This window comes from Pseudomonas sp. AC083 (assembly GCF_979253165.1).
Map to the genome: position 1 here is coordinate 56547 of NZ_CEEDDH010000007.1, position 23533 is coordinate 80079.

General features: G+C 59.3%; 13 protein-coding genes and 2 tRNA genes. 8 read left to right on the forward strand and 7 right to left on the reverse strand.

Annotated features, from left to right (window positions below; all coding sequences use genetic code 11):
* Positions 1-60: 60 nt before the first annotated feature.
* The 4 genes from AC0IXA_RS12855 to AC0IXA_RS12870 all read right to left on the reverse strand — a co-directional run bounded on the left by AC0IXA_RS12855 (position 61) and on the right by AC0IXA_RS12870 (position 3290).
* Positions 61-1626, reverse strand: coding sequence for an ABC transporter permease (locus AC0IXA_RS12855; RefSeq protein ID WP_471813307.1), 1566 nt, complete (start codon positions 1624-1626; stop codon positions 61-63).
* Complete coding sequence (locus tag AC0IXA_RS12860) at positions 1626-2636, reverse strand: extracellular solute-binding protein (RefSeq protein ID WP_471813309.1); 1011 nt, start codon at positions 2634-2636, stop codon at positions 1626-1628. Before AC0IXA_RS12860 ends, AC0IXA_RS12855 begins: the two co-directional genes overlap by 1 nt.
* Before the next feature lie 300 nt (positions 2637-2936).
* Positions 2937-3023, reverse strand: a tRNA-Leu gene (locus AC0IXA_RS12865).
* 180 nt (positions 3024-3203) lie between these two features.
* Positions 3204-3290: transfer RNA gene (locus AC0IXA_RS12870), tRNA-Leu, on the reverse strand.
* A 225-nt stretch (positions 3291-3515) separates the two neighbouring features.
* On the opposite strand from AC0IXA_RS12870, the gene rnr reads away from it, so the two are divergent.
* The 7 genes from rnr to dnaB all read left to right on the forward strand — a co-directional run bounded on the left by rnr (position 3516) and on the right by dnaB (position 10801).
* Positions 3516-6146, forward strand: coding sequence for a ribonuclease R (gene rnr, locus AC0IXA_RS12875; protein WP_471813311.1), 2631 nt, complete (start codon positions 3516-3518; stop codon positions 6144-6146).
* Positions 6143-6910, forward strand: a complete 768-nt coding sequence (rlmB, locus tag AC0IXA_RS12880) for a 23S rRNA (guanosine(2251)-2'-O)-methyltransferase RlmB (RefSeq protein WP_095180954.1) — start codon at positions 6143-6145, stop codon at positions 6908-6910. Before rnr ends, rlmB begins: the two co-directional genes overlap by 4 nt.
* A gap of 296 nt (positions 6911-7206) precedes the next feature.
* Positions 7207-7629, forward strand: a complete 423-nt coding sequence (gene rpsF / locus AC0IXA_RS12885) for a 30S ribosomal protein S6 (protein WP_016771938.1) — start codon at positions 7207-7209, stop codon at positions 7627-7629.
* Between the two features lie 29 nt (positions 7630-7658).
* A complete protein-coding gene (gene rpsR / locus AC0IXA_RS12890; protein WP_002551829.1) occupies positions 7659-7889 on the forward strand; it encodes a 30S ribosomal protein S18 in 231 nt (76 codons plus the stop codon).
* A gap of 36 nt (positions 7890-7925) precedes the next feature.
* On the forward strand, positions 7926-8819 hold the full coding sequence (locus AC0IXA_RS12895) for a hypothetical protein (RefSeq protein ID WP_122508589.1): 894 nt from the start codon (positions 7926-7928) through the stop codon (positions 8817-8819).
* 18 nt (positions 8820-8837) lie between these two features.
* Positions 8838-9284: a 50S ribosomal protein L9 gene (rplI, locus tag AC0IXA_RS12900; RefSeq protein WP_003221136.1), complete on the forward strand. Its 447-nt coding sequence runs from the start codon at positions 8838-8840 to the stop codon at positions 9282-9284.
* Between the two features lie 119 nt (positions 9285-9403).
* Positions 9404-10801: a replicative DNA helicase gene (dnaB, locus tag AC0IXA_RS12905; RefSeq protein WP_016771936.1), complete on the forward strand. Its 1398-nt coding sequence runs from the start codon at positions 9404-9406 to the stop codon at positions 10799-10801.
* 38 nt (positions 10802-10839) lie between these two features.
* Here the strand turns inward: dnaB and AC0IXA_RS12910 are convergent, their stop codons facing one another.
* Genes AC0IXA_RS12910 through AC0IXA_RS12920 form a run of 3 tightly spaced genes read right to left on the reverse strand, consistent with a single transcriptional unit; the run spans position 10840 to position 20877 of the window.
* Entirely contained in the window at positions 10840-15480 is a 4641-nt protein-coding gene (locus AC0IXA_RS12910) for an NEL-type E3 ubiquitin ligase domain-containing protein (protein ID WP_471813320.1), read from the reverse strand.
* Between the two features lie 3 nt (positions 15481-15483).
* Positions 15484-18165 carry a hypothetical protein gene (locus tag AC0IXA_RS12915; protein WP_471813322.1) on the reverse strand — a complete coding sequence of 894 codons (2682 nt, stop codon included), beginning with the start codon at positions 18163-18165 and terminating at the stop codon, positions 15484-15486.
* Between the two features lie 3 nt (positions 18166-18168).
* The gene (locus AC0IXA_RS12920) at positions 18169-20877 is read right to left on the reverse strand and encodes a hypothetical protein (RefSeq protein WP_471813324.1); all 2709 of its coding nucleotides are present in this window, start codon (positions 20875-20877) and stop codon (positions 18169-18171) included.
* Between the two features lie 226 nt (positions 20878-21103).
* Between AC0IXA_RS12920 and AC0IXA_RS12925 the strand changes: the two genes are divergently transcribed.
* Positions 21104-23407, forward strand: coding sequence for a YgiQ family radical SAM protein (locus AC0IXA_RS12925; protein WP_016771932.1), 2304 nt, complete (start codon positions 21104-21106; stop codon positions 23405-23407).
* Positions 23408-23533: the final 126 nt, after the last annotated feature.

Consider the following 23533-nt stretch of genomic DNA (forward strand, 5'->3'; position numbering starts at 1 on the left):
GCTCGCTCCCACAGGGAAACTCAACCCATTGTGAGAGCGAGCCTGCTCGCGAATACGGTATCAGCGGCTCAGATACATCCGTGTCGTCAGCAGATAAACCGGCAACCCGGAGACCACAATCAACAACGCCGCATAAGGCGCCGCCGCGGCAAACTCGACATTCGCCGTATGCGCCCAGACTTCGGTCGCCAATGTATTGAGTCCGGTTGGGCTAAGCAGCAACGTTGCCGTCAATTCCTTCATCGCATCAAGAAATACCAGCGCAAACGCTGCGCCCAGTGCCGGGAAAATGATCGGCAAGGTCACCCGGCAAAACGCGGTGAACGACGATGCGCCTAATGTCCGCGCCGCTTCTTCCAGCTGCGGTGCAGCCTTGTTCAGCGCAGTACGGATCGGCGCCTGCGCCAATGGCAGGAGCAGCAGCGCATAGGCGATCAGCAGCAAGCCCGACGTCTGATACAGCACTGGCACGTAATGCAGGGCGAAATACACCAGCGTCAACGCAATCACCAGCCCCGGCAGCGCGTGCAACAGATAAGGCAGGCGTTCGGCCCAGATTGCCAATCGGCCTTTATAGCGCACCACCAGCAACCCGACCGGCACTGCCAAAACCAGACACAACGCCGCGCCGCCCAATGACAATGCCAGCGATGACAGCAGCGCCTCGGTGATCGCCGCTACCGGGAACGCCGCCGATGAGCCGACCGCCAGCCAATACGCCAACATCCCCAACGGAATGCCGCTGCCGATAATCGCCAGCAACAGGCAATACAACTGACCTGCCGCCGCCCACGGTCCAAGCTTTACCTGTTCGGCCTGCCGCGCCGCGCCCTGGCCGGTGCGTACATGCCGGCCCTTGCCACGCACCCGTAGTTCCAGCCACAACAACAGCAGACACAGCGCCAGCAAAACTGCCGAAAGCATCGCAGCATTGGCGTTGCTGAATTCCAGTTCGAATTGCTGGTAGATCGCCGTGGTGAAGGTTTGCAGGCCGATGATCGACAGCGCGCCGAACTCCACCAGCATGTGCAGGGCAATCAGCAGCGAACCGGCCAGCAGCGATGGCCACAGCAGCGGCAGGGTGACGCGGAAAAACACGCCCCAGCGATTCTGTCCCAGCGTGCGGGCGGATTCTTCGAGGGAGGGATCGAGATTGCGCAGGGTCGCCGCAACTGGCAGGAAAATCAGCGGATACTTCGACAAGCTCATCACCAGAATCGCCCCGCCGAGGCCTTCGAATTGCGCGCTGAGCGAGACCCAGGTGAAGCTGCTGACAAACGCCGGCACCGCAAACGGCAGGCACAGGATCACGCCCCACAGGCGCCGCCCCGGCAGATTGCTGCGCTCCAGCAGCCACGCCAGCGACAGACCTATCACGGCGCAGGTAACCGTCACGCCGACCATCAGTGCCAAGGTGTTGCGCAACAGGCCGAACACATACGGGCGCCACAGCAAATGCAGCGCCTCGGCCCAGCCGGCCTGCCAGGCTTTCAGTCCGACATAGGCCAGTGGCAGCAGGCTCATGACCACCAGTAGCAATACCGGCAGCACCAGCCAGATCGACGGCCGTTTGCGTCGTGGCACGTAACCCCCGCGCGCGGCGGGGGCCGATAACGATGCTGCCATCAGTTCAGGCCAACTTCGCGTTCCAGTTCCAGCGCTTCTTCAGCGTTGCCCAGATCCGCCGGAGTGACGTTCGGCGCTTCCAGTTCGCTGAACGGCTTGAGGCCGCGATCCGATTCCATGCCTTTGTGCAGCGGGTATTCGGCGGTGGTCTGAGTGATCACGCGCTGACCTTCTTCGCTGGCCATGAAGGCGAGGAATTGCTGTGCTTCTTTTGGGTGTTTGCTGGATTTCAGCACGGCAGCGCTGGACACGGTGATCAGGCCGCCAGCGTCGCCGCCGGTGAAATAATGCAGCTTGGAGTCGAGCTTGCCTTTCTCGCGTTGCAGGGCGAACCAGTAGTAGTTGTTCACCAGGACGGTAGCGACTTCGCCGTTTTCCACCGCTTTAAGCGCGACCATGTTGTTGCTGTAGGTTTTGCCGAACGCGCGCAGGCCGGTCAGCCATTCTTCGGCGGCGTCACGACCGTGCAGCTTGATGATTGCTACGGCCTGTTCCTGGAAGGCGCCACTGGTAGGAACGAAGCCGACCTTGCCTTGCCACTGCGGCTCGGAGAATTCCATCACCGATTTCGGCAGGTCTTTTTCATCGATCAGTTTCGGATTGAACGCGACCACGCGCACGCGCGCGGTAACGCCGATCCAGGTACCGTTGGTGGCGACGTATTTTTCCTGCAAAACCGCTAGGGTGGCGTCATCGGCCTTGGCCAGCAGACCCTGTTCGCCGAGGTTATTCAGCGGCGGCGACTCTTCGGTGTAGATCACATCGGCGGGCGAGCGGTCGCCTTCTTCGATGATCTGGCTCGCGAGCTGGTTGCTGCTGCCTTTGCGCACATTGACGTGGATGCCGGTCTTGGCTTCGAAAGCCTTGGCAATCGCGTCGCCGACTTCCTTGTGCTGGCCGTTGTAGAGAGTCAGGGAAACCGCATCGGCAGCCTGGGTGAGGGGAGTGGCGAGTGCCAGGCCGAGGAGGGTGAAGGTCAGGCCTCGGCGCAGGGTATTTCGAAACGTCATTCGCAGGGTTCCTCACTGTCGCATTGCAAAAACTTGCAACAATGATAAACGATATTGTTTCTCAAGTGCGCCTTGTGGGGCGACTGGTGATTGTGTAGGAGCTGCCGAAGGCTGCGATCTTTTTGATCTTGCTGTTAAACGGTAGGGGGTCAAAAGCAAGATCAAAAGATCGCAGCCTCGTTGCACTCGTCAGCTCCTACACGCTCCTTCAAGACCTGCGGGAATTCAGGAAGCCAGAAACGCAAAAACCCGCTTTCGCGGGTTTTTGTGAGATCCAAGGCCTGAACCTTGAATTTGAATTGGTGCCCAGAAGAAGACTCGAACTTCCACGACCGTAAGGTCACCAGCACCTGAAGCTGGCGTGTCTACCAATTTCACCATCTGGGCAATCATCGCAAGCGTTGCCGCTGTTGATGTGGCGCACTATACGGAGGCCTTTTTGATCTGTAAACCCCTGATTTGGTTTTAATAAATCAGTGTGAACAAAAGCTTTCCCGCAAATGCAAAAAACCCGCTTTCGCGGGTTTTGTGTGAGTGTTGAAACTGATCTAGTCTCAAACTCGAAATTGGTGCCCAGGAGAAGACTCGAACTTCCACGACCGTAAGGTCACCAGCACCTGAAGCTGGCGTGTCTACCAATTTCACCACCTGGGCATCATCGAAAGCGCTTGTGCGTCGTCGATGGCGCGCACTATACGGAGCGTCTTTTTAACTGTAAACCCCTGCCGCAGAAAAAACTGAATTTTTTTACCAGCGGCGTTCAAAACGGTGTCGGAGCGTCGATACAAGGCCTTGCACAGCCTTATAGAAGCGGAAATTTCCCGTTTCACGGCGCCTATGCCAAACTAACCCGCATATAGACAAGGTGAAAACTCTCTAATGGCCGATTGGCAGTCCCTCGATCCCGAGGCCGCTCGTGAAGCGGAAAAATACGAAAACCCTATTCCCAGCCGCGAACTGATCCTGGCGCACCTCGCCGATCGGGGTTCGCCTGCTGCCCGCGAGCAACTGGTCGAAGAGTTTGGTCTGACCACAGAAGACCAGATCGAGGCCCTGCGCCGCCGCTTGCGCGCCATGGAGCGCGACGCTCAACTGATCTACACCCGCCGTGGCACTTACGCGCCGGTCGACAAGCTCGACCTGATCCTCGGCCGCATCAGCGGTCATCGTGACGGTTTCGGCTTCCTGGTGCCGGACGACGGCAGCGACGATCTGTTCATGAGCCCGGCGCAAATGCGTCTGGTGTTCGATGGTGACCGTGCGCTGGCCCGGGTTTCCGGTCTCGACCGTCGTGGTCGCCGTGAAGGTGTGATCGTCGAAGTGGTGTCCCGCGCTCACGAAACCATCGTCGGTCGCTACTTCGAAGAAGGCGGCATCGGTTTCGTCGTTGCCGACAATCCGAAGATCCAGCAGGAAGTGCTGGTGACGCCGGGGCGCAACGCCAACGCGCAGATCGGTCAGTTCGTCGAGGTGAAAATCACCCACTGGCCAACGCCGCGCTTCCAGCCGCAAGGCGATGTGGTCGAAGTGGTCGGCAACTACATGGCGCCGGGCATGGAAATCGACGTTGCCCTGCGCACTTACGACATTCCGCACGTCTGGCCTGAAGCGGTTGTGAAAGAAGCCGCCAAGCTCAAGCCGGAAGTTGAAGAAAAAGACAAAGAGAAGCGCATCGACTTGCGCCATCTGCCGTTCGTCACCATCGATGGTGAAGACGCCCGCGACTTCGATGACGCGGTCTACTGCGAAGCCAAACCGGGCAAGCTGCGCCTGTTCTCCGGTGGCTGGAAGTTGTACGTGGCGATTGCCGACGTTTCCAGTTACGTGAAGATCGGCTCGGCGCTGGACAACGAAGCTCAGGTTCGCGGCAACTCGGTGTATTTCCCCGAGCGCGTGATTCCGATGCTGCCCGAGCAACTGTCCAACGGCCTGTGCTCGCTGAACCCGCAAGTCGATCGTCTGGCCATGGTTTGCGAGATGACCATCTCCAAGTCCGGCGAAATGACCGACTACTGCTTCTATGAAGCGGTGATCCATTCCCACGCCCGTCTGACCTACAACAAGGTCAGCGCGATGCTGGAAACGCCGAAGGCTACCGAAGCGCGCAAATTGCGTGGCGAGTACACCGACGTCGTCCCGCACCTCAAGCAGCTCTACGCGTTGTACAAGGTATTGCTGGCCGCCCGTCACGTGCGTGGCGCGATCGATTTCGAAACCCAGGAAACCCGGATCATCTTCGGCTCCGAGCGCAAGATCGCGGAAATCCGTCCGACCGTGCGCAACGATGCGCACAAGCTGATCGAGGAGTGCATGCTGGCCGCCAACGTGGCCACTGCCGAATTCCTCAAGAAGCACGAAATCCCTGCGCTGTATCGTGTTCACGCTGGTCCGCCGCCAGAGCGTCTGGAAAAGCTGCGCGCGTTCCTTGGTGAGCTCGGCCTGTCCCTGCACAAAGGCAAGGACGGTCCGTCGCCGAAGGATTATCAGGCTTTGCTCGCGAGCATCAAGGATCGTCCGGATTTCCACCTGATCCAGACTGTGATGCTGCGTTCGTTGAGTCAGGCGGTGTACAGCGCTGAAAACGACGGCCACTTCGGCCTGAATTACGAAGCCTATACCCACTTCACTTCGCCGATCCGTCGTTACCCGGACCTGCTCACGCACCGCGCGATCCGCAGCGTGATCCATTCGAAACAGGACACCCCGCACGTTCGTCGTGCCGGTGCGATGACCATTCCGAAAGCGCGCATCTATCCGTACGACGAAGCGGCGCTGGAGCAGCTTGGCGAGCAGTGCTCGATGAGCGAGCGCCGCGCCGACGAGGCGACCCGTGACGTGGTGAACTGGCTCAAGTGCGAGTTCATGAAGGATCGCGTCGGCGAATCGTTCCCGGGCGTAATCACCGCTGTTACCGGTTTTGGTCTGTTCGTCGAACTGACCGACATCTACGTCGAAGGCCTGGTGCACGTCACCGCACTGCCGGGTGATTACTACCACTTTGATCCTGTGCATCACCGCTTGGCGGGCGAGCGCACCGGTCGCAGTTTCCGTCTTGGCGACACCGTTGAAGTACGCGTCATGCGCGTCGACCTCGACGAGCGCAAGATCGATTTCGAGATGGCGGAAAAAACCATCAGCGCGCCGATCGGTCGCAAGAAACGTGGCGCCGAAACCGCTGCGCCTGCTGCCAGGGCTGCGGAAGAAAAGGCTCCAGCGAAAACCGCCAGCCGTCGTCCGGCCAAGGAAAAGGTTGCCGAAGCCTATCGCCCGAGCGACGCCGTGGCGAAAAACGCCGAGCTGCGCAAAAGCCGTGAATTGAAGAGGGCCTTGCTGGCCGATGCGAAAAACGGTGGTAAAGCGGCGTCCGGGGGAAAGACCGGGCGGTCGGCGCCTGACAGGGCGACCGACGGCAAGCCAGCCAAGCCGAGCAAACACCGTAAGGGCCCGCCCAAAGCGGGTTCCGCTCCAGCCAAAAGTGGCGGGGCGCGTAAACCGAAGGCGAAGTCATGAGTCAGTTGGAAAAAATCTACGGCGTTCACGCGGTAGAAGCGTTGCTGCGTCACCACCCCAAACGCGTCAAGCAGATCTGGTTGGCGGAAAGCCGCAACGATCCGCGCGTGCAGACGCTGGTCGAGCTGGCCAATGAAAACCGTGTTCAGGTCGGCCAGGCCGAGCGCCGCGAAATGGACGCCTGGGTTGAAGGCGTGCATCAGGGCGTGGTCGCGGAAGTCAGCCCGAGCCAGGTCTGGGGCGAAGCGATGCTCGACGAGTTGCTTGATCGCACCGAAGGCGCGCCGCTGTTGCTGGTGCTCGACGGTGTGACCGATCCGCACAACCTCGGCGCCTGCCTGCGCTCGGCCGATGCGGCCGGTGCGCTGGCGGTGATCGTGCCGAAGGACAAGTCGGCCACGCTGACTCCGGTGGTGCGTAAAGTCGCCTGCGGCGCAGCGGAAGTGATTCCGCTGGTGGCCGTGACCAACCTGGCGCGCACTTTGGAAAAACTCCAGCAGCGCGGTTTGTGGGTAGTAGGCACCGCAGGTGAAGCCGAGGTCAGCATTTATGACCAGGACCTCACCGGCCCGACCATCCTGATCATGGGCGCCGAAGGCAAAGGCATGCGCCGCCTGACCCGCGAGCATTGCGACTATCTGGTGAACCTGCCGATGGCCGGTAGTGTCAGCAGCCTCAACGTCTCGGTCGCCACTGGCGTTTGCCTGTTCGAAGCGCAGCGCCAGCGCGGTGCGAAGGCCAAGGCTACTGCGAAGAAGTCCTGACCTGCTGCAAATCCCCTGTAGGAGCTGTCGAGTGAAACGAGGCTGCGATCTTTTGATCTTGCTTTGAAAAAATCAAAGTCAAAAGATCGCAGCCCTCGGCAGCTCCTACACGGGTCGCCCGGTGGTTGTTCAAATATTCACCAATTGCCTTGCGCCCCCGCAGTCCCTTCTCTACAATTGCGCCCCTTGCTGTGACGGCAGGCACGCATGTGCCCCGCGCCAGCAAGTCCATAAGTGTCATTCACTCCTTGTCTGACCGTTTTTGAGCGGCAGGCTACAACCCGTAAGGAGCATTCATGCGTCATTACGAAATCATCTTTCTGGTCCACCCGGATCAGAGCGAGCAAGTCGGCGGCATGGTTGAGCGTTACACCAAGCTGATCGAAGAAGACGGCGGCAAAATCCACCGTCTGGAAGATTGGGGCCGTCGTCAACTGGCCTACGCAATCAACAATGTTCACAAGGCTCACTACGTGATGCTGAACGTTGAATGCACTGGCAAGGCCCTGGCCGAGCTGGAAGACAACTTCCGCTACAACGATGCAGTGATCCGTAACCTGGTCATCCGTCGCGACGAAGCCGTTACCGGCCAGTCCGAGATGCTCAAGGCTGAAGAAAACCGCAGTGAGCGCCGTGAGCGTCGCGACCGTCCTGAGCACGAAGGCGCCGAAGGCACCGACAGTGATGACAGCGACAACAGCGATAACGCTGACGAGTAATCCACGGACCTTATTAAGGAGCCTATCAAATGGCACGTTTCTTCCGTCGTCGTAAATTCTGCCGCTTCACCGCTGAAGACGTGAAAGAGATCGATTACAAAGATCTCAACACTCTGAAAGCCTACGTATCCGAGACCGGCAAAATCGTTCCAAGCCGCATCACCGGTACCAAAGCTCGTTATCAGCGTCAGCTGGCCACCGCTATCAAGCGCGCCCGCTTCCTGGCCCTGCTGGCCTACACCGACAGCCACGGCCGCTGAGACCGGGCAGTCGACAAGTAGCAAAGGATTGAATGCATGCGCGCCTTAGCTGAGTTCATCATGCGAGGCCGAATGCAGGCCACTCTCGTGGTGGCCGGATGTGCAACATTGCCGTTGTTGTATTGGTTGGGTGCTGCCGCCGGGAGCCTTGTGCTGCTGCGGCGCGGATTGACGGACGCCCTGGGCGTTCTGTCGCTGGGACTGCTGCCGGCCTTGATCTGGTGGCTGTATGCCGATGACCCACGGGCACTTCTGGTGCTGCTGGGCTCTGCGGTGCTTGCGTTGGTTTTGCGCGCAAGCGAATCCTGGGTCCGCACGCTGCTGGTCAGCGTAGTGATCGGAGTGGTGTTTTCAGTGGTGCTCGGGGTCGCGTTTGCGGCCCAGATCGAGATGCTTGCACAGGCCCTTATAAAGGTCATGCCGGCACTTCTCGGTGAGACCTACAAGCAATTGTCGGTCGATGAGCAAGCGCGTTTCGCGTCCCTGATTGCACCGGTCCTGACCGGACTGATTGCGGCCTTGTTGCAGATCGTCAGCGTGCTGAGCCTGATTGTCGGGCGGCATTGGCAGGCGTTGTTGTACAACCCGGGTGGTTTCGGTCGCGAGTTTCGCGCCATCCGCATCCCGCTGGGGCCGGCGATGTTACTGCTGGCGTTGATGCTTCTGGGCCCGAATCTCGGCGCACAGATGGCCATGTTGACGCCGTTGTGCAGTGTACCGCTGGTGTTCGCCGGGCTGGCCCTGATTCACGGGCTGGTCGGGCAGAAGCGACTGGCCGGTTTCTGGCTGGTGGGGTTGTACGTCACGCTGCTGTTGTTCATGCAGCTGATCTATCCGTTGCTCGTGGTTCTGGCCATTGTCGACAGCCTGATTGATTTTCGCGGTCGTCACGTGTCGAAAGACACCGACAGCGCGAACGGTGAAGGTTAAAAGTTAGAGGATTTTCACATGCAACTGATCCTTCTGGAAAAAATCGCCAACCTGGGCAACCTGGGCGACAAAGTAAACGTTAAGGCCGGTTACGGCCGTAACTACCTGCTGCCTTTCGGCAAGGCTACCGCTGCGACCGCTGCCAACCTGGCTGCGTTCGAAGAGCGTCGCGCCGAGCTGGAAAAAGCCGCCGCAGACCGTAAGGCATCGGCTGAAAGCCGTGCTGCCCAACTGGCCGAGCTGGAAGTGACCATCACTGCCACCGCTGGCGACGAAGGCAAGCTGTTCGGTTCGATCGGTACTCACGACATCGCTGACGCACTGACCGCCTCCGGCGTTGAAGTGCAGAAGAGCGAAGTTCGTCTGCCGAACGGCACCATCCGCAACGTGGGTGAATTCGACGTGGCCGTGCACCTGCACGCCGAAGTTGAAGCCACCGTACGCGTTGTCGTGGTAGCAGCTTAAGCAACACGGATCGGCTGGCGGCTTGTCCGTCAGGCGGTTAACATCGGGCACGATCCTGTTTACAGGTCGTGCCCTTTGTCTTTCTGAATCCCCTGCTTTTCACTAATACTCAAGTGGCCATGAACGATATCTCCGCTCCCGAGCAATACGATCTGCAAACCGCTGCCCTGAAGGTGCCGCCGCATTCCATCGAGGCTGAACAGGCTGTACTCGGTGGTCTGATGCTGGACAACAACGCCTGGGAACGCGTGCTTGATCAAGTCTCCGATGGCGATTTCTATCGACATGACCACCGTCTGATTTTCCGTGCGATCGCCAAACTGGCCGATCAGAACTCGCCGATCGACGTCGTTACCCTTGCCGAGCAATTGGACAAGGAAGGCCAGACGTCGCAAGTCGGCGGCCTCGGCTACCTTGGCGAACTGGCAAAAAATACGCCGTCGGTCGCCAACATCAAGGCCTATGCGCAGATCGTCCGCCAGCGGGCGACGTTGCGCCAATTGATCGGCATCAGCACCGAGATTGCCGACAGCGCCTTCAACCCGGAAGGTCGCACCGCTGAAGAAATCCTCGACGAAGCCGAACGGCAGATCTTCCAGATCGCCGAAGCGCGGCCCAAGACCGGCGGCCCGGTCGGCGTCAATGAGCTGCTGACCAAGGCCATCGACCGCATCGACACGTTGTTCAACACCGCCGACGCGATCACCGGTCTGTCTACGGGTTACACCGACCTCGACGAGAAGACCAGCGGCTTGCAGCCGTCCGACCTGATCATTGTCGCCGGCCGACCTTCGATGGGTAAGACCACCTTCGCGATGAACCTGGTGGAAAACGCCGTGTTGCGCAGCGAGAAGGCTGTCCTGGTTTACTCCCTCGAGATGCCAGGCGAATCGCTGATCATGCGTATGCTGTCTTCGCTCGGCCGAATCGATCAGACCAAAGTGCGTTCGGGCCAACTCGAAGACGACGACTGGCCGCGCCTGACGTCGGCGGTCAACCTGCTGAATGACCGCAAACTGTTCATCGATGACACCGCCGGTATCAGCCCGTCGGAAATGCGCGCGCGGACCCGGCGTCTGGTGCGTGAGCACGGCGATGTCGGCCTGATCATGATCGACTACCTGCAACTGATGCAGATTCCCGGGTCCAGCGGTGACAACCGCACCAACGAGATTTCCGAGATCTCGCGATCCCTGAAAGCCCTGGCCAAGGAATTCAACTGTCCGGTAGTGGCGCTGTCGCAGCTCAACCGTTCCCTCGAACAGCGCCCGAACAAACGCCCGGTGAACTCCGACTTGCGGGAATCCGGAGCGATCGAGCAGGACGCCGACGTAATCATGTTCGTTTACCGCGACGAGGTGTATCACCCGGAAACCGAGCACAAGGGCATCGCCGAAATCATCATCGGCAAGCAGCGTAACGGCCCGATCGGTTTCATTCGGCTGGCGTTCATCGGTAAATACACGCGCTTCGAAAACCTCGCACCGGGCAGTTACAACTTCGACGACGACGAATGACAGCAGGCCGGATCATCCGGCTGCTGTCGTGGCCTGCTTCAATCGGCCGAAACTGCCGTCTCGCTGCTGGCAGGTTTTTCAACTGCCTCACCGGGGCGAATTTCCTCGCGCGTCAGTGACTGGATGAGCGTCGCTTCGCTAATGGCCAACTGTGCCGTGACGTCATTGGTTTGCGCGTCGTATTCAGCCTGGGTCAGTAATTTTTTCGCAACGTGCTCATCCAGTGCCGCCTGCCTCTGTTGATAGGGTTGACGCGCGGCGTCGAACCGGGACGAATATTTGTGCGTGATGAAGTCCTGCCAGAAATCCATCGACACCAGAGCCTGAAACTCTTCGGGGGAGTTGTTCAAGGCGATGACTTTACGGTAGGCGACTTCCAGCATGGGCGGTGTGACGCCGGCCATGCCGATAAAGGACAGTGACTGTGGCTGAAACGGCAATTGCAGCTGATCCTTGAGGCCAAAGCGGTAAGCCATGGTCATTTCATGAGGATCGCGCAAGCGCAGGCGATGGGTATTGCGCTCACTCGCAGAAACCTGTGGATCGTTGGCGATTGCCCTGCTCGCAGCGATGTCTGCTGCGGCCAGTTCGTCGACCTGTCTGAGCCTGAACAGACCTCTGGACAAATCCACCAGTCGAGTGCCATCCCCGTCTTGCTTCGCCTGCACCCTGGCCGTATGCGTCATGGCCAACACTTGCAGGTCAGTAAATGTGGCGGCGGCAAGGTCAGTGCAGCCGGCTTCGCAGGCGCGATCAAAAATATCTCTGCGCAGAGCGCGTGATTGCACGTTGTTCTCGCTGATGGCATCAACCACGTCCCAGACCTGTCGGCGGAAATCGGCGTGGTGGCCGAGTCTGGAAATGATGTTGAAAAAGCCATCCGAGCCGTCCTGTGCTTTCAGTCTGTCCAGCTGCGCGGTGCGCTTCGTCGCCTCGGTTGCCGTCATACCGACGGTCAACTGCGGATAGGCCGACGCAGCGTTCATTAGCGCCGGCTGTGGGCGGGCTGCCGGGGCAGAAGTGGTCAGCAGGTTCAGAGGATTGTAAAGCGATGTTGCGGAGTGGCGCAGCCGCTCACTGTAGCCGGCCAGGCGTTCCCGAGTGTATGCGCTCAGGGGGTTATTGCTTATCTGAGTGCCGCTGTTGACTTGAATTGAATGCGTCAGGCGATCCGCTGCCGGTGCGACGACAAAGTCGGGCAGCCTCGTGATTCGGTTGTTGTTCAGATGGATCTTGCCCAGCAGGGGCTGATCGTACAGTCCGGTGGGCCAGCTTTCGATGCCGGTGTTTGACATGTCGACCTCGCGCATATCGGTGATCGCGCTGAAATCCGGGCTCACGTTCAAGTGCGGATTGTCGTGTATCCACAAGGCCCTGAGGGTCGTTCTCCCGGCCAGTATCTGCGCGGTCTCGGCGGTGAGTTCGAGTTGATTGCCCTGCAAAAACAAACGGGTCATCCCGTGCATTTCGCCGATGGCCGGCGGGAGATCCCTGAGACGATTGTTGGCCATGTTCAGCCAGCGCAGATGGCGGAAGCGGGTCAGGAATCCTTCCGGGGATTCGGTGAGATTCATGTTGTTGAGTTTCAGCGAGCCGACATGGCTGAAATCGGTGTTCAGATCCGGTAGGGTCGGCAATGTGAGGCCGCTCAAATCCAGTTCCAGACCTATCGGCGTGCCGTCGAAGGCGTGTTTCTGCGGCGTTTCACGTCGCCAGCAACTGATGATCCGATCCCGTGCCTCGATGCGCTCATTGCGGGTTTGCGTGTTGATCTGCAACTGATTGACGCGGATATAGCGCAGAGGATTGCTGCCTCCCGAAAACACCCAGTTATCCAGCTGGTTTTTCAACACGGCGAAATCCTGCTCGAGCTCCAACAGCCTGGTCGCGACAGTGGCCTTGTCATGGTTCCAGATAAACTCCCGGCATTCCTTGATGCTTTTGCTCGGAAACAGTTTTCGGTAGCGCTGCGCGCGCGAGTTCTCACTGTCGAATACCGCGGGGTGGGCCGGAGTCATTAACTGCGGATGCAGTTCGTTGAGTTTTCGCCAGTAGCGATCGAACTTCCTCCAGTAAGGCGAAGGGAAGTCATTGCCTTCAAGCAGCGTGTGGTTGTTGATCCGCGCGACCACAGCCAATTGATCGGCTGGCGGGTTGATGTGTGCGTCGGGGACTTCGCGCAGTTTATTGTTGCTGAGGTCGAGGCCGGTCAAGGTGATCTTGTCAGCCAGGCCGGTGGGCCACTCGCTGATGCCGGTGTTCTTCAGGTCCAGTGTCTGCAGCCCGGACATCGCACTGAAATCGGGCAGCATCTGGAGTGGGTTGTTCGACAGGTCGATGCTGACCAACTGATGCAATGCACTCAATGCACCAGCGCTGTTCTCATCGAGTTTTATCTGGTTTGACGACAGATTCACATGGGCGAGCCGGCTCATCGCTGTGATGCCTGCGGGCATTTTTTCCAGGCCGGAGTGGCTGATCGTCAAGTTTTCCAGATTCGGCAACCGCGACAGGAACGTGTCGGCAGAGTCGGACCAGACAACGCTATCGAGGGAGAGCAACTTCAACCGACTGAAGTCGGCAGTCAGTGGTGGTAGCGGTCCGTGCAATGGTGGCAGCGTGAGGCCCGTCGACTCCTGAAGCCAGCAGTCCTTGATGATCCGGGCAATGTGTTCTGCCCGAGCCTTTTCCCGCCCGGCGACGCTGGATGTTCCCGGCTGGCTCTTGGCGACGTAGGCCAGCAGTTGCGCATCGAGCGCCTTGAACTCTTCGAAACGCTGGCTGACGGTGGCTTCTGCGCCATCCCCCAGGCCAATCAGGTACTCCCGGGCAGTTTGTGGCGTTTTGTCCGGATACATCTGCAGCAGCATAGCGACTTCGGGGATGTCGCCATCAATCCGGAATGCACCTGTGCGTGCGCTGGTGATCAGTGCCGGGTATTCGGCCGTTACCCGCTGCCAGTACAGTTCCAGCCGGCGCCAGTAGCCGCTGGCAAAGGGGTTGCCTTCGATCAGGGTGATGCGGTTGATGTTGGCAATGGCGAGCAATTGATCACTCGCCGGGCTGATGACTGTCTGCGGAATTTCACGCAATCGGTTATTGCGCAGATCGAGCGACTCTATCGCTAGCTGATCTCGCAGCCCGGTTGGCCATTCATCCAGCCCGGTGTTGCGCAGATTCACGGTCTTGAGCTGGAGCATGCCGCTGAAATCCAGGGTTTTGCCCAGCGGGTTGTCCGACAGATCAAGGTTTTCCAGTTGGCTGAGCGAAGCCAGCTCGCCGGCGGTTTGCTCGTTCAGTTCAATGCGGTTCGCTCGCAGGTCCAATTCCTTGAGGCCGGGCATCTGCGTGAGGTTCGCCGGCGGTTTATCGAGCGCCGAAGCGTTGATTTTCAAGCGTTCAAGGGCTGTGAACCCGGTGAGAAAAGTTTCGGATCCCGCCGACCATGCCACCGCCTGCAAGTGCAGCGTGCGTACATGGCTGAAATCTGCGGACAGCGGAGCAATGCCTGCGTCGCCAAGATCCAGTTGCAGCGTTGTTCCCGTCTGCCGTTTCCAGCAACGCTTGATCTCTTGCGCGGCGCGCTCCACCGAGGGATGGACCGCCCCGCCGGCCAGCGCACTGGTTTTCAGCCAGGTCGCGAGTTCCAGCTTCAAGGTCTTGTATTCAGTCTCGACGCGGGTCAAGAAGCCTTGTACATCGCCGCTGTGGGGGCTCAGCAGCGTGCGGATCTGCTCGCTGTCCAGAGAGGGGTAAAGTTGTCGCAGTCGCGATTGTGGTGTGCGCAGCCGGTTGATCGCGGTGTTGAGCCGTTCCCGCAGCCCCGGTGAAGCCGGTTGGTCGGGACTGCCGCGCTGCATTCCGCCGGCTCCGCCGACTACGATGCCTTGCCAGCCCTGATGGGCATCGAACACCACAGGCTCTGATCTTCCCAGGCGCGTCGCGCTATAGATGTTGTCGACGTCGGCGGCGACAGGATCTTGCGGGCGAACGATGCGCATCACCTCGGCCAGAGGCGTCGACGCATCGGGGTCGTGCAAGACCTGATAGCCGTGATCATCGATCACTGCATAAAGTTTGCCGTCATGGCGGTGCAGCCCGTCGCTGTCGGGTGAGCTGGTGCTGAAGTCGAGCGGCGTGCGGAACGCTTGCAGACGTGCCACCGATAAAGAGAAGGTGCCTGGCGGCGAAAATTCCAGCGCATGCCATCGCCCATTCTCGGGATCGTGCAGCATCAGCGGTCCGGAGGGCGTGGATTCGCTCGCCAGCCCGGCGCGCCAGAGGCCGCTCTGCGCGTCCTTGCGCACCTGCACGAAACCGCCATCGGACATTTCCACATAGTGGCGACCCTTGAATGTCCTCAGTCCTTCGGCGTCGGCGTCAGGCAAGCCGGTTGCTGCAGCGACGCGGTAATGTTCGAAACGGTGGCCAGCGTTGACCACGGTCTCCGGCACTGATGCAGCCGCATGTACTGTGACATTCGGGGCCGGGATGATCGCATCAGGATCGTTGCTGTCCATGCGCCGGTTTGCGCGCAAGTGCGGGCCGCTCAACGCGGTTTGGTCAAGACCGGGGCGCGGCGTGAGGATGGGACGCTGCGCAATCGTATCTGTGGAAGTATCCGGTCGAAGATGAAAATTACCGGGGGGAGTAACTGGGTGCGGCGTTTTGCTGCGCATGTCTTACATTCCTTGTAGTCGTTGCGCGGTAGCTTCTTCAACGGAAGCTGCCGGCCTGTTCGGCGTCATTGCCTGAGGCTGTGTCATGGGGGGAGCAGAGGCGGCGGCCAGGTCGAAGATTTTCTGCCCTGTGCGTCCATCGAGATATTGGCGCCAGATTGGCACGTGGGTCAGGCCGGCCTGCTCGTCCCGGCGTTGGGATTGGATGCCGCGTCTGCTCTGTTCCAGCGTTTTGAGATGACTGCCCTTGATGGTGAAGTTCAGCGGCTCGCTGCTCAGTTTTTCATAGTGAAAATGCGCTTCCCACAATGGCGCATCGTTAGCGCTATCCCTGATCGAGTAAACGTCGAGAAAGGATTTGTCCCGGCCTTTGCCCAGCTGTTTGCGGTCAACCGTTTTGACGGCGTTCAGCTCAGCGTGATCGATCAGATAATTGAGCCGCAAAATGTCCAGCACGTCCTTGTTCTTGTACATCCGCACCAGCACGCTTTGGCCATGCGCGGACAGTGTGTCTGCAGCTCTTTGCAAACGCTCGCTCAGGTTCTGAATCTCGGCATCCTCGGCCGCTGTATCTTGGTTTTGCAGGCGGCGTGCCTGTTCATTGAGCGGGTCGATGGCTTTTTCCAGCTCTTCAATGATTTCCGTCGGATTGTCTTTAGCGGTTTCTCTGGTCTGTGCCTGGGCAATGTGCCTTTCGACGTCAACCAATAAGCGGTTGGCCTCGGCGATCAGTTCCGGCCGCGGAGTGCTGGCGATGGGCGGGCGAACAGGCAGCCATTCACCCTGTCTTTTTTCGTATCGCTCGACCGGGCCATTGGGCTGGAACGGGTTGGAAACCTTGACGATAACGCTGCCATCTGCGGCGGTTTCCGTGTCGCCAGCCATTACTCTGGAAGTGCCGTGCCGTCGGGTGCGGAACACCTTTCTCAGCGACGGCGGTCGGGCTGACACGCTATCGCTTGGCCGGGACGGGATGAAGTCGATGTCGATGTTCTGATCCAGGCTGGGCAGCTCGGTATTGCGGTTGAACGAGGCGAAGATTTCTTTCAAGCGGGTTTCGATGCCGGTCTCGAACTGATCGGTCAGCGCGAGGATCTCCCTGGCGTACTCGGCTTTGACGCTGCCTGCCGGCAGCTCTGCTTCAAAGCGGCCTCTCTCAGCTCTTATCTGATCGAGGGTCAGCATCAGTGACAACGACTGCGCGCCTTCGGGAATGTTTTGCAGATCGCCGGTGATCAGGTCGATGGCGTGAAGCGAGCGCATGGTCACATTTGGCGGGTAGTCAGGCGTGCCTGCGAACAGGTGGACGTACATGTTCAACTTGTTGAAGTTGATTCGCTCGACCGTGGCCACTTCATTACGGAGTTCTGCAAGTGCGGGGGCTGCTCCTCGGTCTGCTTTCAGGATCTGTCCCATCACCACTTCCCGGTCTTCGAGAAGCTTCAGCTTTTTGTTCATGAAGCTGATGATTTTTTTACAGTTGTCAGCGGTCAGAGTGGTGAATACAGACTCGCCTCTGAAGTTCATGACTGTCATCAGTCGGTTCAGGTATACCACCCGATCCAGGCGAAGGGCGTGCAACTCTTCGGCGAAAACCCCGTTGGCTTTCAGATGTATCAACCAGGATTTGTGGTCGAGTATTGACTGCAAATTGTCAGCCTGCTTTTTGATGTGCTTGAGCAAGTGAACTTCAACGCCAATCCATGCCGCCGTCCGCTCGGCGCTTCCGCTCGGCAGAGCATTTGCCCGCGCCGCAAGCACGTAATAGCGCTCAGCGGACTCGTTGATCTCGTTCATTCGCGTGACGAATGGCTCATACCGTTGCAGCAGAATCGGGATCCCCTCCTGGCGGCGCATGCCTCCCAGCAAACCGGTGGACACAGCAACCCAGGTATTGTTGGCGTTGCGTGTGACGGCCCGCGACTCTCCACTGCGGCTGGCGTGATAGATGTTGTCATCATCAATGGCCACGGGATCCTTGGCATTAACAATGCGCCAGACCTTTTGCACCGGCGTAGATCCATCCTTATCAAGCATTACCTGATAAGCATGATCGTGAATGAGCGCGTAGCGCTTGCCGTCGTGTCGAAACAAACCGTCGATGTCGGGTGCGCTGGTGCTGAAGTCCAGATCCGTGCGAAACGCTTGCAGGCCGACATGGGTAAGAGGGGCAGTGTTGACTTCGTCGTCATCATTTGCACGCCAGAATCCGCTATCACGATCGCGGAACAAAACCGGGCCGGAAGGTTTCGATTCGCTTGCAAGATGTGCCCGGTACAGTCCGGTGTCGGCGTCTTTGGCGACCAGCACGATCCCGACATCGACCACGTCGACGTATTGGCGGCCTTTGTGAACTCTGAAACCCTCGGTATTGGCTGTCGGCAAGCTGGCAGCGGCCATCACCCGATAATGCTCCAGTGGTAGAAAGGCTGCGCGTGGTGTTTCGTTCGGCGACGTCAATGGGCGCACGCTAACGGTAGGAGCTGGAGTGATTGCGTCGTGGTCGATGCTGTCTGTTGGCCTGCCCGGTCGGAATTGCGGATCGATCGACGTCGCATTTTCGAAGCCCGCTCGCAGGGTTATGTCGGGGGGGGCAGGGCGTAGCGCGAGTGCGGCTCCTGGCGTATCCGGTTGGCGATGGACATTAACGGTTGAAGTGCCTTTGGAAGGCGTTTTGCCTGGCATGTCTTACATTCCTTGTAGTCGTTGCACGGTAGCTTCTTCAACGGAAGCTGCCGGCCTGTTCGGCGTCATTGCCTGAGGCTGTGTCATGGGAGGAGCAGAGGCGGCGGCGAGGTCGAAAATTTTCTGCGCTGTGTGGCTATCGAGGTGGGCGCGCCAGATAGGTCGGTGTGGCCGCTGCGCCAGTTCTTCCCGGCGCTGCGAACGCACACCCATGCGGCTTTGCTCAAGGGTTTTCAGGTGCGCGCCGGGCACGTTGAAATTCAAGTCGGAGGAATCCCGCCTCGCATAATGAAAGTGTGCGTGCCAGAGGGGATCGTGGGTACGGGCATCGGTGACTACATAGATGTCGAGATAATCCCGATCCGAACCTTTACCGCGTTTCAATCGGCTCTCGACTTTCCGGGCGTTCACGTGGCCCTTGTCGATCAGGTACAGCAGCCGGTCGATGTTCAGAACGTGCTTATCTTTATAGATTCGCAGGCGGATGTTTTCGCCCTCATCACGCAGGCGTTGACTGGCGTCCTGCAGTTGCCGAATCAGCGCGCCTGTCTCGCCATGGGCCAGTTCCGGTCGCTGCAGCTGCAATGCGGTGTCATTGAATGCCTCGGCTTTGCTTTCAAGCATCTCGACGATGTTGTTCGGATGGTTTTTTTGCCGTTCTTCGCGCAGGGCTGCGCGTATATGCGCTTCGACGCGGTCGAGGTGCTGATTGGCTTCGGCAACCAATGACGGCAAGCTCCTCTGCGGCGTTGCCCGGGGCGCACGCCATTCACCGCGTCCAGGGTCATAGGTCTGTGACGGCTGCCTGGGATTGTGGAGGTTGCGGACCTCGATGACCTTCTCGTTTTGCGCAGTGCGTCGACGCTCGCCGACATGGAACTTGTAGACGCCGTTCTTCTTTGCCCCAAAGATGAGCTTGGGCGGCGGTTGGCCGCCGCTTCTGTCCTGGGCCGGTATGAACTCGAAATCAACGTCCTGCTGGTCGAACGTCAGCAGCGGACGGTCAGCCTGTTGGAGCAGCTGGTTCAAGCGGCCTACCAGCATTTGCTCGAATATTTCCAGTTCTGCAGTGATCTCCATGCGTGAAGTCGCGTGCTGCTCCCCCGCAGCCAGATCAAGGCGTTCGAACCACTGGCGGATGGCTGTGCATTCCTGGAGCAGACCATTCAATACGGCAGGGCGGGAAGCCTCGGGAACTGCGCCAAGCGCTCCGTAAACAAAGGTTGCCTGACCGAAGCGGGTCGCCAGTTCTGATGCCAGAGGGGCGTTGCCGGCCGATTGTGGATTGTCCAGCATCAGACTTTTGCTCAGGACCCAGGAAGCAACAACGTTATGGGTGTCCATTGGTGAGAGAACATCCGCCCTGAAGTCGTCTGGCGAGACCCGCCATTTTTTCACCAGGTGATCGGCGATGTGCTGGCGCTTTTTCAGATGACTCAGGATCCTGCCCAGAACGTTGACTGTTCGCGGAAGCCGCTGCGGGTCGAGGCTGATCATCGGACCCTCCAGGGCGTGGCGCGTCAGGCCGCATTCGATCAGTTGCTGATAGACGATCATCTGTTTTTTTTGCAGCCTGATTATGTTTTCTATGTAATCGTCCTGCTTCAGGAAGCGCTTGATCGAGGATTTTTGCTCCTCGTAGTATTTCAGCGCCTTTCCAAGATGTTTCAGTTGTTTGTGGCAGTGAATCTCGCGGTCAAGCAGCGCAATTGTTTCTTGTCGAACGGTTTGCGCATGCTCTCCCTGCGCTTTACTTGCCTCCAGCCATGCGTTTATCAGCTGTTCACGTTTATCCTGATCCAGCTTGATCCGCTTGTTGATACCCTCGAGTGCGACTGCCACCTCCAGGTGCTGCCATAAGTCTGAGGGTTGCGCTGCTGCGCCTCTCGGCATTCCGGCTACGCCTGTCAAGGAGGTCCCGCGCCAGCCGGATTGAGCATTGAAAGTGATCGCTTCCGATCTGCCGGAACGGGATGCAACGTAAACGTTTGTCGCATCGGCGGCGATCGGATCTTCGGGGCGAACGATGCGCATGACCGCCCTCTGCGGCGTTGATGCATCAAGATCATGCAGGACCTGATAGGCGTGATTCTCGATCTGCACATAGAGTTTGCCGTTGAAGCGCAACAGGCCATCCTCCCCCGGCTCGACCGTGTTGAAATCCAGATCAGTGCGAAACGCCTCCAGCCGGGTCGGGGATAGCGGGTAGGTCGATGGCGCCCATGTTTCGATCGGTTGCCAAAGACGGCTGTCGGCATCGAACTGCAATAGCGGTCCAGACGGGTGCAATTCGCTGGGCAATTTCGCCCGGTAAAGACCGCTGGCGGTGTCCAGACCGACCTGCACGGTGCCACCCTCAGGCACTTGGACATACTGACGTCCCTTGAGCGTCGAAATCCCTTCGACATCGGCCAACGGCAGCTCGACCAGCGAAGTGATCCAGTAATCTCTCAAGGGGCGTTCGCGCACAACTGCAGCAGATTGCGCAACCGCTGTCGTGCTGACCGTCACCTGCGCAGGCACGGAGATAATGCGGTTGAGCCCGCTATCGATCGATGTTTGTACCGCTGACGGCGTCGGGCGTGCGGGGATTCTGTGCCCCGGTCCGCCATCGAAAAGCGCCGTGAAACCAGGCCGGGTTATCGAATAATCGGGTCGCGGATTATGAACCGAGACGGTCGTGATGCCTCTGGTTGGCGGTTTGGGTGCCATTGCCTGTCTTCCTTTGCGTTTAATGCCCCGCTGCTCTTGGGAGTGCGACGGGCGGGCGGCTTCCTTGCCGTTTCGTGCGTCGTGCGTTCAACAAAAACGCGTAATGTGTGGCGGGTTGGCGGCGCGAGAGCAGCGCACAGAGAAACCGACCACCGTCGTCGGAATTGGTCAAAATTTGTGCTATATTCCGCGCCCGCGATTTTTCACTTCAACACCGGTCGTCGACATGCAAGCAGCCAAGCCGTTATTTGACTATCCAAAATATTGGGCCGAATGTTTCGGACCAGCGCCATTCCTGCCGATGAGCAGGGAGGAGATGGATCAGCTCGGCTGGGATTCGTGCGACATCATCATTGTTACCGGTGATGCCTACGTCGATCATCCGTCGTTCGGCATGGCGATCATCGGCCGGCTGCTGGAGTCGCAAGGCTTCCGCGTCGGGATCATCGCGCAGCCGAACTGGCAGTCCAAAGACGACTTCATGAAGCTCGGCGAGCCGAACCTGTTCTTTGGCGTCGCGGCGGGCAACATGGACTCGATGATCAACCGCTACACCGCGGACAAGAAAATCCGTTCCGATGACGCGTACACCCCCGGCGGCATGGCCGGCAAGCGTCCGGATCGCGCCAGCCTGGTTTACAGCCAGCGCTGCAAGGAAGCCTACAAGCACGTGCCGATCGTGCTCGGCGGCATCGAAGCCTCGCTGCGCCGCATCGCCCACTACGACTATTGGCAGGATCGCGTGCGCAACTCGATCCTGATCGACGCCAGCGCCGACATTCTGCTGTACGGCAACGCCGAGCGCGCGATTGTCGAAGTTGCCCAGCGCCTGTCGTGGGGCCACAAGATCGAAGACATCACCGATGTGCGCGGCACCGCGTTCATCCGTCGCGACACGCCGCAGGGCTGGTACGAAGTCGACTCCACGCGCATCGACCGTCCGGGCAAGGTCGACAAGATCATCAACCCGTACGTGAATACCCAGGACACCCAGGCCTGCGCCATCGAGCAGGAAAAAGGCCCGGTCGAAGATCCGCAGGAAGCCAAGGTTGTGCAGATTCTGGCCAGCCCGCGCATGACCCGCGACAAGACCGTGATCCGCCTGCCGTCGATGGAGAAGGTGCGTAACGACCCGGTGCTGTACGCCCACGCCAACCGCGTGTTGCACCTGGAAACCAACCCGGGCAACGCCCGTGCGCTGGTGCAGAAGCATGGCGAGCTTGATGTCTGGTTCAACCCGCCGCCGATTCCGATGACCACTGAAGAAATGGACTACGTGTTCGGCATGCCTTACGCCCGTGTGCCGCACCCGGCGTACGGCAAGGAGAAGATCCCGGCGTACGACATGATCCGTTTCTCGGTGAACATCATGCGTGGCTGCTTTGGTGGCTGCACCTTCTGCTCGATCACCGAGCACGAAGGCCGCATCATCCAGAACCGTTCCGAAGAGTCGATCATTCGCGAAATCGAAGAGATCCGCGACAAGGTCCCAGGCTTCACCGGGGTCATTTCCGACCTCGGCGGCCCGACTGCGAACATGTACCGCATCGCCTGCAAGAGCCCGGAAATCGAATCCGCGTGCCGCAAGCCATCGTGCGTGTTCCCCGGTATTTGCCCGAACCTGAACACCGACCACTCGTCGCTGATCCAGCTGTATCGCAGCGCCCGTGCCCTGCCGGGTGTGAAGAAGATTCTGATCGCCTCCGGTTTGCGCTACGACCTCGCCGTGGAGTCGCCGGAGTACGTCAAGGAGCTGGTGACCCACCACGTCGGCGGTTACCTGAAGATCGCCCCGGAACACACCGAGGAAGGTCCGCTCAACCAGATGATGAAACCGGGCATCGGCAGCTATGACAAGTTCAAGCGCATGTTCGAGAAGTACACCAAGGAAGCGGGCAAGGAGCAGTACCTGATTCCTTACTTCATCGCCGCCCACCCGGGCACCACCGACGAAGACATGATGAACCTCGCCCTGTGGCTCAAGGGCAATGGCTTCCGCGCCGACCAGGTGCAGGCGTTCTACCCGTCGCCGATGGCCACCGCTACGGCGATGTACCACTCGGGCAAGAACCCGCTGCGCAAGGTGACGTACAAGAGCGACGGCGTGACCATTGTCAAGAGCGAAGATCAGCGTCGTCTGCACAAGGCGTTCTTGCGTTATCACGACCCGAAAGGCTGGCCGATGCTGCGTGAAGCGCTGATTCGCATGGGCCGCGCCGATCTGATCGGCCCGGGCAAGGATCAGTTGATCCCGGCACATCAGCCGGCCACCGACAGCTACCAGAGCGCCCGTCGCAAGAATTCGACGCCGGCCGGCAGCCACAAGGTCGCCAAGGAAAAGACCACCAAGATCCTCACTCAGCACACCGGTTTGCCGCCGCGTGCCAGTGATGGCGGTAATCCGTGGGACAAGCGTGAACAGGCCAAGGCTGCGGCATTCGCCCGCAACCAGCAGGCGGCCAAGGAACGCAAGGATGCGGCCAAAGGCAAAGGGCCGAAGCCGACACGCAAGCCGGTCGTGCCGCGCTAAACACTGCTTGAGCTGAACAGAACGCCAACCTTCGGGTTGGCGTTTTGCTGATCGTTCCCACGCTCCGCGCGGGAACGATCAAGTTGTTGCCGCTGGCCTCTTCGCGAGCAGGCTCGCTCCCACAGG

Bases quoted from the DNA above. Each gene is read 5' to 3' on its own strand.
- AC0IXA_RS12860 (WP_471813309.1), bottom strand. From the start codon at position 2,636: ATGACGTTTCGAAATACCCTGCGCCGAGGCCTGACCTTCACCCTCCTC.
- rpsF (WP_016771938.1), top strand. From the start codon at position 7,207: ATGCGTCATTACGAAATCATCTTTCTGGTCCACCCGGATCAGAGCGAG.
- rlmB (WP_095180954.1), top strand. From the start codon at position 6,143: ATGAGTCAGTTGGAAAAAATCTACGGCGTTCACGCGGTAGAAGCGTTG.
- AC0IXA_RS12895 (WP_122508589.1), top strand. From the start codon at position 7,926: ATGCGCGCCTTAGCTGAGTTCATCATGCGAGGCCGAATGCAGGCCACT.
- rpsR (WP_002551829.1), top strand. From the start codon at position 7,659: ATGGCACGTTTCTTCCGTCGTCGTAAATTCTGCCGCTTCACCGCTGAA.
- dnaB (WP_016771936.1), top strand. From the start codon at position 9,404: ATGAACGATATCTCCGCTCCCGAGCAATACGATCTGCAAACCGCTGCC.
- AC0IXA_RS12925 (WP_016771932.1), top strand. From the start codon at position 21,104: ATGCAAGCAGCCAAGCCGTTATTTGACTATCCAAAATATTGGGCCGAA.
- rnr (WP_471813311.1), top strand. From the start codon at position 3,516: ATGGCCGATTGGCAGTCCCTCGATCCCGAGGCCGCTCGTGAAGCGGAA.
- AC0IXA_RS12915 (WP_471813322.1), bottom strand. From the start codon at position 18,165: ATGCCAGGCAAAACGCCTTCCAAAGGCACTTCAACCGTTAATGTCCAT.
- AC0IXA_RS12855 (WP_471813307.1), bottom strand. From the start codon at position 1,626: ATGGCAGCATCGTTATCGGCCCCCGCCGCGCGCGGGGGTTACGTGCCA.
- rplI (WP_003221136.1), top strand. From the start codon at position 8,838: ATGCAACTGATCCTTCTGGAAAAAATCGCCAACCTGGGCAACCTGGGC.
- AC0IXA_RS12910 (WP_471813320.1), bottom strand. From the start codon at position 15,480: ATGCGCAGCAAAACGCCGCACCCAGTTACTCCCCCCGGTAATTTTCAT.
- AC0IXA_RS12920 (WP_471813324.1), bottom strand. From the start codon at position 20,877: ATGGCACCCAAACCGCCAACCAGAGGCATCACGACCGTCTCGGTTCAT.